This window comes from Acinetobacter sp. T_3_1, assembly GCF_025377055.1.
Taxonomy (GTDB): Bacteria; Pseudomonadota; Gammaproteobacteria; order Pseudomonadales; family Moraxellaceae; genus Acinetobacter; species Acinetobacter kookii.
This window is the reverse complement of record NZ_JACHVD010000014.1, coordinates 37,778-51,513: the sequence shown is the minus strand read 5'-3', so window position 1 is coordinate 51,513 and position 13,736 is coordinate 37,778. Positions and strand designations below refer to the sequence as shown.

Annotated in this window: 10 protein-coding genes and 1 riboswitch; of the genes, 1 reads left to right on the top strand and 9 read right to left on the bottom strand. The window is 46.6% G+C overall.

Annotation, left to right across the window (positions count from 1 at the left end; translation table 11 throughout):
* The first annotated feature begins 137 nt into the window (after window positions 1–137).
* On the top strand, window positions 138–893 hold the full coding sequence (locus tag H4I94_RS12485; RefSeq protein ID WP_261183299.1) for a putative porin: 756 nt from the start codon (window positions 138–140) through the stop codon (window positions 891–893).
* 44 nt (window positions 894–937) lie between these two features.
* Here H4I94_RS12485 and recJ read toward each other — a convergent pair whose 3' ends face one another.
* The 9 genes from recJ to aceE form a co-directional block, all read right to left on the bottom strand.
* The gene (gene recJ, locus H4I94_RS12480; RefSeq protein WP_261183313.1) at window positions 938–2,641 is read right to left on the bottom strand and encodes a single-stranded-DNA-specific exonuclease RecJ; all 1,704 of its coding nucleotides are present in this window, start codon (window positions 2,639–2,641) and stop codon (window positions 938–940) included.
* A complete protein-coding gene (gene pdxH, locus H4I94_RS12475) occupies window positions 2,641–3,297 on the bottom strand; it encodes a pyridoxamine 5'-phosphate oxidase (RefSeq protein WP_261183298.1) in 657 nt (218 codons plus the stop codon). The genes recJ and pdxH overlap by 1 nt, the downstream gene beginning before the upstream one ends.
* 9 nt (window positions 3,298–3,306) lie before the next feature.
* Window positions 3,307–4,638, bottom strand: a complete 1,332-nt coding sequence (gene glmM / locus H4I94_RS12470; protein ID WP_261183297.1) for a phosphoglucosamine mutase — start codon at window positions 4,636–4,638, stop codon at window positions 3,307–3,309.
* Window positions 4,639–4,763: 125 nt separating this feature from the next.
* Entirely contained in the window at window positions 4,764–6,230 is a 1,467-nt protein-coding gene (gene guaB, locus H4I94_RS12465; protein ID WP_092820514.1) for an IMP dehydrogenase, read from the bottom strand.
* Window positions 6,231–6,403: 173 nt separating this feature from the next.
* A complete protein-coding gene (locus H4I94_RS12460) occupies window positions 6,404–6,769 on the bottom strand; it encodes a YkgJ family cysteine cluster protein (RefSeq protein ID WP_092820516.1) in 366 nt (121 codons plus the stop codon).
* Between the two features lie 97 nt (window positions 6,770–6,866).
* Window positions 6,867–7,664: an MBL fold metallo-hydrolase gene (locus H4I94_RS12455; protein ID WP_092820552.1), complete on the bottom strand. Its 798-nt coding sequence runs from the start codon at window positions 7,662–7,664 to the stop codon at window positions 6,867–6,869.
* Between the two features lie 180 nt (window positions 7,665–7,844).
* Window positions 7,845–8,423 carry a TMEM165/GDT1 family protein gene (locus tag H4I94_RS12450; RefSeq protein ID WP_092820518.1) on the bottom strand — a complete coding sequence of 193 codons (579 nt, stop codon included), beginning with the start codon at window positions 8,421–8,423 and terminating at the stop codon, window positions 7,845–7,847.
* Window positions 8,424–8,497: 74 nt separating this feature from the next.
* Window positions 8,498–8,643: riboswitch (yybP-ykoY riboswitch) on the bottom strand.
* A gap of 245 nt (window positions 8,644–8,888) precedes the next feature.
* Window positions 8,889–10,922 (bottom strand): 2-oxo acid dehydrogenase subunit E2, encoded by a 2,034-nt coding sequence (locus H4I94_RS12445; protein ID WP_261183296.1) that lies wholly within the window; start codon window positions 10,920–10,922, stop codon window positions 8,889–8,891.
* A 2-nt stretch (window positions 10,923–10,924) separates the two neighbouring features.
* Complete coding sequence (aceE, locus tag H4I94_RS12440) at window positions 10,925–13,639, bottom strand: pyruvate dehydrogenase (acetyl-transferring), homodimeric type (protein WP_092820522.1); 2,715 nt, start codon at window positions 13,637–13,639, stop codon at window positions 10,925–10,927.
* Window positions 13,640–13,736: the final 97 nt, after the last annotated feature.

The window sequence follows — 13,736 nt, the reverse complement described above, 5'->3', positions numbered from 1 at the left end:
TGGGCCATTTTTTTGTCCTTAAATAAAGGATTTAAATAGAAAATGCAGATTGACTGTGCGAATATTTAACATACAATTTGTTACAACTATAAAATAAAATGATATTAAATAGCTTTAATCACCAGGGGAAACTCTAAATGCTTAAAAAAATTGCTCTCGCTACAGCGTTACTTGCCAGTTTGGGAACTGCTCATGCTTATGAGGCTGAACTGGGAGGCACAATTGCAATTATAGATCCAGATAATGGGGATACGTCTACCGGTTTTGGCGTGGATGGGACTTACTACTTTGATTCAGTACGCCTTAAAAATGATCCCTACAATGAAGCTGCATTCTTAAACCGTACCAGTAATCTGAATGCCAGCCTTTCTTATGTAGATTATGACGGCTATGAAAATACGACCTTGAATGCCGGCATTGAATACTTTGTTCCAAATTCCGATTTCTATATCAGCGGAAATCTGGGGCAGATGAGTGAAGAAACTGAAGGTTTTGAGGATTTTGATACCACTCTTTATTCAGCAGAATTAGGCTATTTACCGGTACCAGGCTTATTGCTTGCCGCTGGCCTTGCCGGCTATGACAATGATATAGATGATGGTATTGACCCCACTGTACGTGCCAAATATGTGACTCGGGTCGGTCAGTACGATATGAATTTTGAAGCAGGCGCAAATTTTGGCGATCTTGATGCCTATACTTTAGGCACCGACGTGTATCTGGATAATACCTTCAGCCTAGGTCTCGGTTTTGCGGACAGCGATGTAAAAGATAGCGACGTATTTAGCATTCGCACAAAAAAATTCCTGAATCAACAAGTTAGCCTAGAAGGTTCTATTCACTTTGCCGATGCTGGCAATGTCTTCGCGGTCCGTGGTGCATATCGCTTCTGATTTTTAAAGTGATCAACAAAAACCGCTCAACCGAGCGGTTTTTTTTACTGTTCCAGATGAATCACGCGCAGCTGTAAACTGACATTGCCATTAAATTCATTTTTATCAATTTCATAGACCAACCGTACATGGTCTTGCATGGCATCAAATTCAAACTTGTTTCGCGCATTAAAGGCAATGGCTTCTACAATCTGACCATTTTGCAAAGCCAGACGCAGCTTCAAATGCATGTCTTTCAGCCAGCGATAATCCAGAACCTTGAATACTCCCTCAAAAATCGGTGATGGGAATTTTTGTCCCCAAGGGGTTAAATTTTGCAGAAAATCGACGGTTTCAATGTGAAAATTTTCTGTCGGTAATTCACCATCGGTCCATAAAGTGGCGTGAAACAGGGACTCATCCATATTTGAGATTAAAGCTTCAAAGGCCTGCTTAAATTCATCAAAATGCTGTTTCTGAATGGTCAAACCGGCAGCGGCGGCATGTCCGCCAAAATGGCTGACCAAATGGGGATGCTGCTCGGCAATCATTTCAATTGCATCACGTATATGCACACCATCTATAGAGCGGGCGGAGCCTTTAATATGTATACCATCTTCATCGGAGGCAAAAACAATACTGGGGCGATGAAACTGTTCTTTTAAGCGGCCGGCTACAATCCCAATCACGCCCTGATGCCAATGCGGCTCAAACAGAATGAGCGCAGCTGGTAAATGTTCTTGATCCAGTTCCAGCTGAGTGAGTTCAGACAAAGCTTCCTGCTTCATCTGGGTCTCGACCTGACGGCGCTCAGTGTTTAACTGATTTAACTGTTGTGCCAAGGGATAAGCGCTTTGCAGATCGGCAGCCAGTAGACATTCAATACCTATATCCATGGTTTCCATGCGTCCGGCTGCATTGATACGCGGACCTAGCACAAAACCCAGATCTTGCGCCTTTAAGGAGGCTGGATCACGTCCGGCAATATCCAGTAAGGCACTAATCCCGGCACGGCACTGATTTTGCCGTATGCGCTTGACCCCGGCATCGACCAGAATCCGGTTGTTATAATCCAGGCTGGCCACATCGGCATAAGTGCCTAAAGCCACCAGATCCAGATATTGAGCCACTTTTGAGGTCGATTTGCCTAATTGGCTGCGATAACTGGACAAATTGGCGAGTAGGTAAAACGCCACACCCACCCCGGCCAAAGCCTTGCTGGGAAATTCACAACCCAACTGGTTCGGATTGACCACGGCTTCCGCTTTAGGGGTTTCTTTGGTGGTCAGGTGGTGATCGGTAATAATCACCTGCATGCCATGTGCCTGCGCCTGTTCCACCCCGGCATGACTGGAAATGCCATTATCTACTGTAATCAGCACATCTGGCTGGAAAGTGCTAAAAGCCAAATCGGCAATGGCCGGTGTTAAACCATAGCCATATTTAAAACGGTCCGGCACCAGATAAGCGACATTCGCGCCCATATCCCGCAAGGCTAAAATCATCAATGCGGTGCTGGTGGCACCATCAGCATCATAATCGCCGACAACCACGATTTTCTTTTGCTGATCAATGGCTAAGTCCATCAGCTGAATCGCTTGCTGCAGACCCTTCATGCTTGGCGCTAAAAGATGCTTTAATTTCAGTTCAAGTTCTTGTTCCGATTGCACACCACGGCGCGCTAAAATTTGCGCAATAAACGGCGACACGCCCTGAAAGTTTTCAGGGCGTGTAATAAACGGTCTTTGCTGAATCAGTGTTTTTGGCATTAAGGCATGAGTCGTTGTAATTTCCACTTACCGTCGATTCTTTCATAACACAAGCGGTCATGTAAACGGTTTGGACGACCTTGCCAAAATTCATAATAATCCGGTTGCAGGCGATAGCCGCCCCAGAATTCAGGTTTTGCCAATTCCGCTTTTTCCGCTACCTGGTCTTGCAAAGCCTGAAAACGGGTTTGCAGTTCCTCACGACTGGCAATCACACCGCTTTGCGGCGTACTGATATGCGCTGCAATCTGGCTGTCACGCGGGCGTTTATGATAATAATCGGTTGATTCCTCTAACGAGATTTTTTCAACGCGGCCACCGACACGAATCTGGCGTTCTTGCTCAGGCCAATAGAACAGCAGTTCGGCATAGGGATTGTCTGCCAGATCCAGGCCTTTTTGACTGTCGTAATTGGTATAAAAATCATAACCTGCTTCAGTCGCACCACGTAATAATAGGGTACGCACATGCGGACGTCCTTGTGCACTCGCGGTTGCTAGCGACATGGCATAGGGTTCATGCAGTTGTGCTTCTAAAGCATGGTTAAACCAGTTCAAGAATTGCTCATGCGGGTTTTCAGCCACATGAGTTTCGTGTAATTCCCCTTTCTGGTAACTCAAGCGCAGTTCGCTCAAGTCTTTAATCAGATCATTCATATTGTACCCTTAAGCTGCGTTAGAACGTACACTGTCTGCAAGGTGATTGGCCAAATCGGTGACTTCCTGAAGATTGTCACCTTCTACCATCACGCGAATAACGGGTTCCGTTCCCGATTTACGAATCAGTAAACGGCCCCGACCTTTCAATTGGGCTGCAGCCTGATCAAATTCAGCCACCAATGCAGGTACAGCATACGGATCAAACATTTCCGCCAGACGGACATTGACCAATACATTCGGCAATAAGGTAAAACCTTCAACCAGTTCATGCAGGGCTTTTTGTTGCTCGACCATCACGGTTAATACCTGCAATGCGGCAATAATGGCATCACCTGTGGTGCTTTTATCCAGTGTCAGAATATGGCCTGATGGTTCACCACCAATCACCCAACCTTTTTCGTCCAAGGCTTGCAGAACGTAACGGTCACCCACGCTGGCACGGACAAATGGAACCTGGGCTTTTTCCAAGGCCAATTCAAGGGCCATATTGCTCATGACCGTACCGACAATGCCCGCCGGCTTGTGCTTGCCCTGAGTGGCCAAAATGTACAGGATATGGTCACCAGTAATTTGCTGACCGTTTTTATCCACCATAATCACGCGGTCTGCATCACCATCAAAGGCAATACCCACATCCGCCTGATGTTCAAGCACGGCCTTTTGCAGGTTTTCCGGATGGGTTGAACCACAGTCCTGATTGATGTTTAAGCCATCCGGTTCGTTATAAAGCGCTACAACTTTGGCGCCCAGTTCCTTAAACACCGAGGGTCCCACGTTATAGGCAGCGCCATTGGCACAGTCCACCACAATTTTCAGGTTACTCAGGTCAAAATGGTAAGGGAAAGTCGATTTACAGAATTCAATGTAACGGCCATTGGCATCTTTCACCCGCACACTTTTACCCAGGTTTGCGGTATCTTCAATTTTGAGTTCGTTTTCGAGCTCTTTATTGATCGCATCCTGTAATTCATCGGGCAGTTTCTTGCCTTCGCTAGAGAAGAACTTGATGCCATTATCAAAATAAGGGTTGTGCGAAGCCGAGATCACAATGCCCAAGCTGGCGTGTAAAGCACGGGTTAAATGGGCAATGGCAGGTGTCGGTAAAGGGCCAAGCAAATGCACATATACACCCGCCGCATTTAAGCCCGCCTGTAATGCAGATTCTAAAATATAGCCCGATAAACGCGTATCTTTACCCAACACAACAATCGGTTTTTTCTTATTACTGAATTGTTTTAAAACCTTACCTGCAGCAAAACCCAATTTCAGGGCAAATTCAGGTGTAATCGGAAGTTCCCCAAACTTTCCACGAATTCCATCTGTTCCAAAATAACTCATTCTTTTCTCACTTCTTATACATGTAGATGGGATTGATCATCCAATTTTAGTCCTAATTACTTTACACCAAAATCAAAAAAGCCGTCATATAAATGACGGCTTTTCCTGACTTTGATTACTAAAAATTAACCAACACGGTAGTTCGGTGCTTCTTTGGTAATGGTCACGTCATGTACGTGCGACTCAGACATACCTGCTGCGGTAATTTTCACAAACTTGGCATTTTGACGAAGATCGTTCACAGTCGCAGAACCGGTATAACCCATAGAAGAACGCAGGCCGCCCATCATTTGATGAACGATATTACCCATAGGACCTTTATAAGGTACGCGGCCTTCAATACCTTCCGGTACGAGTTTTTCCTGACCGGCTTTAGAGTCCTGGAAATAACGGTCAGCAGAACCTGTTGCACCCGCCATTGCGCCCAATGAACCCATACCACGGTAAGCCTTGTAATAACGGCCCTGGAAGAATTCAACCTCACCCGGTGCTTCTTCAGTACCCGCCATCAATGAACCGACCATGATGGTGCTTGCACCGGCGCCAATTGCCTTCGCCATATCGCCAGAGAAGCGGATACCACCGTCAGCAATTAAAGGAATCTGGTCTTTCAATGCATTGGCAACGCTGTCGATCGCAGAGATTTGCGGCATACCGATACCGGCAACAATACGCGTGGTACAGATCGAACCAGGACCAATACCCACTTTCACCGCATCCGCACCTGCATCAAGAAGGGCAAGCGCCGCATCACCAGTGGCAATGTTACCGCCAATCACCTGAACTTGCGGATAGTTGGCTTTTACCCAGCGTACGCGTTCAATCACGCCAGCAGAGTGACCATGCGCAGTATCAACAACAATGGCGTCTACACCCGCTTCCACCAGTGCTTCAACACGGCTTGGTGTTTCTGCGCCAGTACCGACTGCCGCACCCACACGTAGACGGCCCAGGTCATCTTTACAGCTGTTTGGATAAAGTTCCGCTTTACGGAAATCAGTGACCGTAATCAAACCTTTCAGTTCGTTGTTGTCACCCACCACCAGTACTTTTTCAATACGGTTTTTTTGCAGAAGGGCCTGGATATTTTCTTTGGATTCGTTTTCGCGAACAGTCACCAGACGGTCTTGACCGGTCATGATGTTGCTGACAGGTTGTTCCAGGTTGGTTTCGAAACGCGTGTCACGACCTGTCACAATACCGACTACTTTGCCATCTTTAACAACAGGCACACCGCTGATGTTGTTGGCTTGGGTAATTGCAATCAGTTCACGAACCGTTGTTTCCGGCGTTACGGTGATAGGATCTTTCACCATACCTGCTTCAAATTTTTTCACACGGCGTACTTCTGCAGCTTGCGCAGCGATATCCATGTTTTTGTGCAAGATACCGATACCGCCATTTTGTGCCATCGCAATCGCCATACGGGATTCAGTCACCGTATCCATAGCGGCTGACACAAGAGGAATATTCAGGTTAATGCCACGAGTGAGGCGTGTCTTTAAGGAGACATCTTTTGGGAGAACAGTTGAGTAGGCAGGGAGTAATAAGACATCATCGAAGGTTAGAGCTTCTTGAACGATGGTCAACATAACAGTCTCACTGGTAATTTCCGTGCGCTATTATAAACAAAAAAAACAGTTTTATTCATGCTAATTTCAAACAGCAATGCAAAATAAATTTACATTGCTGGATATTGGCCAACTTTTTTATTTAAAAACAGTGATTTTACTGCATGAATATTTAAATTTGGGCAAATACTCGATTAACAGACCTGATCAAAATCTTCATCATTGGTCGACTCAAAAGATTCAAGCGGCACAAAGGGAATCATGTGATGCGCCCGTCTTGCCTTGTTGCATTGTTCATCGGCAATCTGCACTTCTTTACATGAGGAACTGCGTGCCTCATACATGCCACAGCTCACCTGCTTGCCTATTTCCCCTTCGAGTGCAATGCAACGTGGATTTTTTTGATTGGTTCCCACCATACATGAATACACTGCTGTTACCGGCTCAGTAAAGTGCTCGGGCATATGAATGCCTTCTGCCCAATAGAATGAGACGCGGAAATAGGCGCAACATGCGCCACAGCTTAAACAGGCATCCTGTGTGGGTACTTGAGACAACATTTCTTATAGATTCTCGTCATCAAAAAAAGTTTTTTTGGGATAGAAAATATAAAAAATGTTGTTTTTTCACTCAAGAAAAATTTTGATTTTTTTTGAACTATTCAGGACAGGTGAATACAGTTTCATCCATTAAATCGACACCGCATTCCAAGGTTTCAATCCAGTCCAAAAATTGATTGATCTGCTCTTTGCCAATAAATGGCGTGCCATGCTGTGGCACAATCATTTCCACGTCCATGGTACGAACCATTTGTACCCAAAGACGGATCACTTTATTGCAACACATATAACGCTGATGGAAGCCTTTCATCTTCGGGATATGCGCAGCAAAATTCTCCAGCGGTTTAGATGCATCCTCAACCATGGATGCGCCCATATCGCCAGAAAACAGAATTTTGGCAATCGGGTCATAAAACTGGAAATTACCAACCGAGTGCAGGAAATGTGCCGGCACGGCAATAATGCTTGATTCACCCAATGGAATCACCTGACCATGGTCAGGCAACTCGACCAGACGATCCAGCCAGTTCCCCTTCATCCGGTCACTCATGAAAGCCGAGTTCAAGTGCGGCAAGAAACGCGCCCATAATTTTGATGCCACCACCTTGGCCTCGGTGTAGACCAGCCAGCGTGGCATAGAGGTAATAATGTCGGGGTCCTGATGGGAGGCCATAACATAATCAAGATTGGTTAGACGGGTATATTTGTTCAGTTCCATCGTCAATGGAACATAGGTCAAGTCGCCCCCTGGATCCAGCACTGCAGCACGTTCATTGTCCAGGATTAGAAACTGGTTTGCCTGTACACCTTCACCTTTCACTAAACTGGTAAAACTAATACATTTATGCGTACCATTATCAAATAGTACCTGTGATGTGGTGCGATCAAACGCCATACCCATTCCCCAAAATATCGTTTTTAAACTAACTTTTTAATTCCTCTCAACATATAGGGATTCATGGGAATTTACAACAAAATAACACCTGAATATTGGTAGATTTATCAGCAAATTGTGCGGTATTTCACAATAAAAAATCCCGACAAAAATGCCAGGATTTTTTAACGCTATTCAAATTTAAAAGAAATAATGCTGAACCAGTGCTGCCACACCAATCACTAAAAACACAAGTGCGCCAATTTTATGAATTAGTGAAATCGGGAGTTTTTCCGCCAGTTTGTTGCCAATAAAGACTGCAGGAGCATTGACCAGCATAATGCCCAGCGTGGTTCCCAGTGTTACCCAGCCAATACTGTCAAAGCGCGCGGCCAGTGCCACGGTAGCAATCTGGGTTTTATCACCAATTTCTGCCAGAAAGAACAAAACAAACGTGGCACCAAAGACGCCATATTTTTGCCATTTATTAATGCTTTCAGTTTCATCATCCAGTTCATCGGGTATCAGCATCCAGGCCGCCATCGCAATAAATCCAAGGGAAACAATCCATAACAATACGGTCGGGCTCAGAACGGTTGTAATCCATTGCCCCAGGACAGCGGAAACACCATGGTTGACTACGGTCGCCAAGAAAATTGCGATCAGAATTGGGACAGGTTTACGGAAACGCGCGGCCAGCAGCAAAGCCAGCAATTGGGTTTTGTCACCCATTTCGGACAAGGCAACAACAGCTAAAGAAATCAGGAAGGCTGAAAGCATGATGTATTTCTCTGGCTAGCATAATAAAACCTGTGACTCACCCCTCCTGCTAGCCAAATTGAGCAGAGTGGTAAATCAAAGGTCTTGCCAACAAAAAGAAAATCATGATCAAAAAGATCATTTGGTTCTTTGCTATGATGACCATGTTCTGTGGAACAATTATGTTGACCATCACCTTTTTACCTTGCGTAAAAAGCGGCTACTCCCCAATGAAGTGCATGCATTTTAAGCTGAAAGATAAAAATTTTCAAATGCCTTTAAAAATATCATTTCAGGATAACAATCGACCTTGTTATCCAGGGCAAAAATTGCATTAGAAATCATTTTAAGCCAAGCAGTATTTTACGCGGCTGTATTCACTGTCTTATCCCTATCATAGAAATAAGCCTGTGCGTTTCTCAATCTACCCATGCCTTTCATAAAAAAACCCTGCCGAAGCAGGGTTTTAACGAGCATGACGTGAAATTAGAGCAACAGGCTACGAATATCCGACAACAGCTTGGTCAGCTTATGGGTAAAGCGTGCTGCATCTGCGCCATTAATCACACGGTGGTCATAAGACAATGACAATGGAAGCATCAACTTAGGATCAAAACCTGTACCATTCCAGACCGGTTGCATGGTGGCTGGCGAAATACCCAGAATTGCCACCTGAGGCCAGTTCACCAACGGGGTGAATGCGGTACCGCCAATTGAACCCAGGCTGGTAATGGTGAAGTTCGCACCTTGCAAATCTTTCGGTGACAGTTTCTTGTCACGTGCTTTCTTGCTCAGCTCACCCAGTTCAACTGCAATTTGCTTAATTGATTTTTGATCTGGATTACGCAGTACCGGCACAGTCAAACCATCCGGGGTTGCCACAGCAATGCCCATATGGATTTCATTACGCAGCAATACCGATTTCTGGTCATCCGCTAAATGGCCGGCAAAATACGGCTCTTCCTTCAACAGATGCGCGACTGCTTTGGCAATGAAAGCCAGAATCGTCAGGCTAATACCCTCTTGTTTAAACTTGGCTTTGAGATCGCCGCGCCATGCTTCAAGTTCGGTAATATCTGCCAAGTCAAACTGGGTTACCTGTGGAATGTAATTATTCAACGACAATTGCGGCACAGAAACCTGTTGCAGGCGGGTCATGGCTTTCACTTCACCACCACCAAATGCCGAGAAATCTGGCAATGCAGGCAAACCAGGAACTTGCGCTACAGTCTGCGCTACCGGTGCAGCTTGAGGTGCAGTTAAGCGTGTTTTCACATAGGCAAACACATCTTCTTTCATCAAGCGATCATGGGCACCCGAAGCTTTGACTTCAGCCAAGACCACACCCAACTCACGCGCCAGCTTACGTACCGCAGGACCTGCATAGACTTTGGCATTGGCAGCATTCTGCTCCTTGCTCAGCTTATCGGCCGATTGGACTGGTGCTTGTTCTACAGAGGTAGCTGCTTGTGGCGCTGCTGCCGGAGCAGGTGCTGCCTTGGCTGCAGGAGCAGCTTCAACTTTGGCTGGCTGAGCTACAGCAGCTGCCTGCCCTTTCGCTTCGATGCTTACCAGAGCCATACCTTGTGAGACATTTTGCCCCACTTGTACGTGAATGGCTTTAATCACCCCTGCAGATGAGCTTGGCACTTCAACCGTGGCTTTATCGGACTCAACCACAATAATGCTTTGATCCGCCTCGACCGTGTCACCGACTTGAACTAAAATTTCCGCCACTACAGCTTTGTCTACACCCAGATCAGGCACAGCAATTTCAACCTCTCCGCCTGGTGCAGAAGCTACAGGTACCTGAACTGATGTTTCTGTTGTTGGTGCATTCACAGCAGCGGTTTCTGCAGAAGATGCTGTTGTAGAAGCCGTACTTGGCGCTGCTTCAGCAGCTGAAGATGCTGTTTTCACCTTGAGCAGAACCACACCTTCTTTGACCGTGTCGCCTGTCTGAACTTCAACGCTCTCAACCGTACCAGCAACGGTACTTGGTACTTCAACCGTAGCTTTATCAGATTCCACCACCACAATGCTTTGATCGACAGTGATTTCATCACCTACCTGGACCAGAATTTCGCCGACCAGGGCTTTTTCTACCCCAATGTCAGGGACTTGCACCTCAACCACTGAAGTGCTGCCGGCCGGAGTCTTCGCTGCTGCAGCTGCGGGTTGATGGGATGCCAGTTCCTGCATAATTTCCTGATCAGGCAGCGAGGTCGGCGTGTTTTCCGAAGTCTTTTGTGAAGCGTCTGCTTCCTGGACTTCAGTCGTGCCGGTTGAACCTTCCTCAGCTTCCAGTTCAATCAGTACCGAACCTTCTGAAACCACATCGCCAACTGCAACCGTAATACTTTTCACAATCCCTGCCGAAGTGCTTGGCACTTCAACAGAGGCTTTATCGGATTCCAGCAAAACCAGGCTGTCATCTACCGCGACGCTATCGCCCACTTTTACCAAAATTTCAGCAACGGTGGCTTTATCAACTCCAATATCAGGTGTTTTGATTTGCATGCTTAGTTCTCCTCACCTGATTGTTCTTTATAGTCCGCAACCGCCTGAACTTCAGGGTGTGCTTGAGGTGCCCAGGCGACTGGACGATCGGTATCAAGTTCGAAGCTGGAGATGGCATCTTTCACCAGACGCGCATCCACTTCGCCTTCATCGGCCAGTTTCTTCAAGGTTGCTACGACAATGTGCGCGGCATCCACACCGAAGTAACTACGCAAATTGCCACGGGTATCTGAACGGCCGTAACCATCGGTGCCCAAGGCTACGAATGGACGGTTGTCTGGAAGATAGGCACGGATCTGTTCGCTGTAGGCACGCATATGATCGGTTGCAGAAACCACAATACCGTCTGTTTCACGCAGTTGTTGTGATACCCAGGATTCCTTCGCCTCTTCAGCCAATGGATGCAGGCGGTTGTATTCTTCACACGCCATGCCATCACGTGCCAGTTCGTTGAAGCTGGTGACACTCCACACGTTTGAGTGAATCTGGTATTCATCACGCAAGATTTTCGCTGCTTTAATCACTTCACGAAGAATTACACCGGAACCCATCAGCTGAACAGTGGCTTTTTCATCCTGTTCAAGCAGATACATACCGCGCTTGATGCCTTCTTCCACGCCTTGCGGCATTTCCGGATGCTCATAGTTTTCATTCATGACGGTCAGGTAATAGAACACGCGTTCCTGATTGACATACATGCGTTGCAAGCCATCGTGTACGATCACCGCAAGCTCATAACCGAAACAAGGGTCATAAGACACACAGTTCGGAATAGTGTTGGCCAGAATGTGCGAATGACCGTCCTGATGCTGCAAGCCTTCACCGTTCAATGTGGTACGGCCCGCAGTTGCTCCGAGCAAGAAACCTTGTGCCTGAGCGTCACCGGCTGCCCAGGCAATGTCACCAATACGCTGGAAACCGAACATCGAGTAGTACATGTACATTGGAATCATTGGCAGGTTATTGGTTGAATAACTGGTCGCCAAGGCTGCCCATGCACTCATCGCACCGGCTTCATTAATCCCTTCCTGCAACATGTGACCATCTTTGGCTTCACGATAGTTCATCAGCTGTTCTTGGTCTTCAGGCGTATATTTCTGACCATGAGCAGCATAAATACCGAGCTGACGGAACATGCCTTCTAAACCAAAGGTACGGGCTTCATCCGGTACGATTGGCACAACGCGGTCTTTAATTGCTTTTTCTTTCAGTAATGCAGAGATTAAACGCACCATCACCATCGTCGTGGATTGCTGTTTGCCATTTGAACCTTTTAATACGGCATCAAAAACAGACAGATCAGGAATCGCCAATGATTCACTTTCTTTACGACGCGCTGGTAAGTAACCACCTAAAGCTTCACGACGTGCCTTCATATATTTAATTTCAGGCGAGTTTTCACTTGGACGGTAGAATGGAACTTCTTCAAGCTGTTCATCGGTAAATGGCAGGTTGAAACGGTTGCGTACATACTTTAATGATTCAAGCTGCATTTTCTTGATTTGATGCGTTTTGTTGACCGCTTCAATTTCTTCAGACAGACCATAACCCTTAACCGTTTTTGCCAAAATGACGGTCGGCTGACCATTGGCCTGGGTTGCTGCGGCATAGGCTGCAAAGACTTTGTACGGGTCATGTCCACCGCGGTTCAGATTATCAATATCTTCATCGCTTAGGTTTTTCACCAGCTCTTCAGCTTCTGGATATTTGCCAAAGAAGTGTGCACGGGTATATGCCCCACCTTTCACCTGATAACGCTGGTAATCCCCATCCACAGCCTCTTCCATCACGGCTTTTAAAGCACCGGATTCATCTTTGGCAAGCAGCGGATCCCAATGACGTCCCCACACCACTTTAATCACGCGCCAGCCGGCACCACGGAACAAGGATTCCAGTTCCTGAATGATTTTACCGTTACCGCGAACAGGACCGTCCAGACGTTGCAGGTTACAGTTCACCACCCAAATCAGGTTGTCCAGCTTTTCACGACCGGCAAGAGAAATTGCACCCAGGCTTTCCGGTTCATCCATTTCACCATCGCCGAGGTAAGCCCAAACCTTACGGTCTTCTTCTTTAATCAGGCTACGGTTCATCAGGTATTTCTGAATATGCGCCTGGTAGATCGACATGATCGGACCCAGACCCATGGATACGGTCGGGAACTGCCAATAATCCGGCATCAAGTAAGGATGCGGATAACTTGGCAAACCATTGCCACCGACTTCACGGCGGAAATTATTCAGTTGCTCTTCAGTCAAACGGCCTTCCAGGAATGAACGCGCATAAATCCCTGGCGCACAGTGACCTTGATAATAGATCATGTCGCCACCAAAGTGGTCGCTATTGGCGCGGAAGAAGTGGTTAAAACCAACATCGTATAAGGTTGCAGAAGATGCAAAACTGGCCAAGTGACCACCCAGGTCGTCACCGGTTTTATTGGCACGTAACACCATTGCCAAGGCATTCCAGCGAATCAGGGCACGGATACGGCGCTCCATATCCTGGTCGCCTGGCATAGCCGGAGTTTCTTCAACTGAAATGGTATTAAGATAAGGAGTATTTAGACGCTGAATAGGAACATGCTTGGCAATCGCGCGCTGATAGAGCTTTTCTAACAAAAATGCAGCACGCTCTGTACCCATATGCTGTAAAACCGAGTCAAATGCATCTTGCCATTCTTGGGTTTCTTGCGCGTCGGTATCACCATAAAACGCCATATTTCACCTATTCCTTGAGCTTATTTATAGTCTCTATATGTACCATACTTTAGAGGGCATCAGTTATCGCTACAGCTGAATACGGAATACCACTATT

Bases quoted from the DNA above. Each gene is read 5' to 3' on its own strand.
- H4I94_RS12485 (WP_261183299.1), top strand. From the start codon at position 138: ATGCTTAAAAAAATTGCTCTCGCTACAGCGTTACTTGCCAGTTTGGGA.
- recJ (WP_261183313.1), bottom strand. From the start codon at position 2,641: ATGCCAAAAACACTGATTCAGCAAAGACCGTTTATTACACGCCCTGAA.
- pdxH (WP_261183298.1), bottom strand. From the start codon at position 3,297: ATGAATGATCTGATTAAAGACTTGAGCGAACTGCGCTTGAGTTACCAG.
- glmM (WP_261183297.1), bottom strand. From the start codon at position 4,638: ATGAGTTATTTTGGAACAGATGGAATTCGTGGAAAGTTTGGGGAACTT.
- guaB (WP_092820514.1), bottom strand. From the start codon at position 6,230: ATGTTGACCATCGTTCAAGAAGCTCTAACCTTCGATGATGTCTTATTA.
- H4I94_RS12460 (WP_092820516.1), bottom strand. From the start codon at position 6,769: ATGTTGTCTCAAGTACCCACACAGGATGCCTGTTTAAGCTGTGGCGCA.
- H4I94_RS12455 (WP_092820552.1), bottom strand. From the start codon at position 7,664: ATGGCGTTTGATCGCACCACATCACAGGTACTATTTGATAATGGTACG.
- H4I94_RS12450 (WP_092820518.1), bottom strand. From the start codon at position 8,423: ATGCTTTCAGCCTTCCTGATTTCTTTAGCTGTTGTTGCCTTGTCCGAA.
- H4I94_RS12445 (WP_261183296.1), bottom strand. From the start codon at position 10,922: ATGCAAATCAAAACACCTGATATTGGAGTTGATAAAGCCACCGTTGCT.
- aceE (WP_092820522.1), bottom strand. From the start codon at position 13,639: ATGGCGTTTTATGGTGATACCGACGCGCAAGAAACCCAAGAATGGCAA.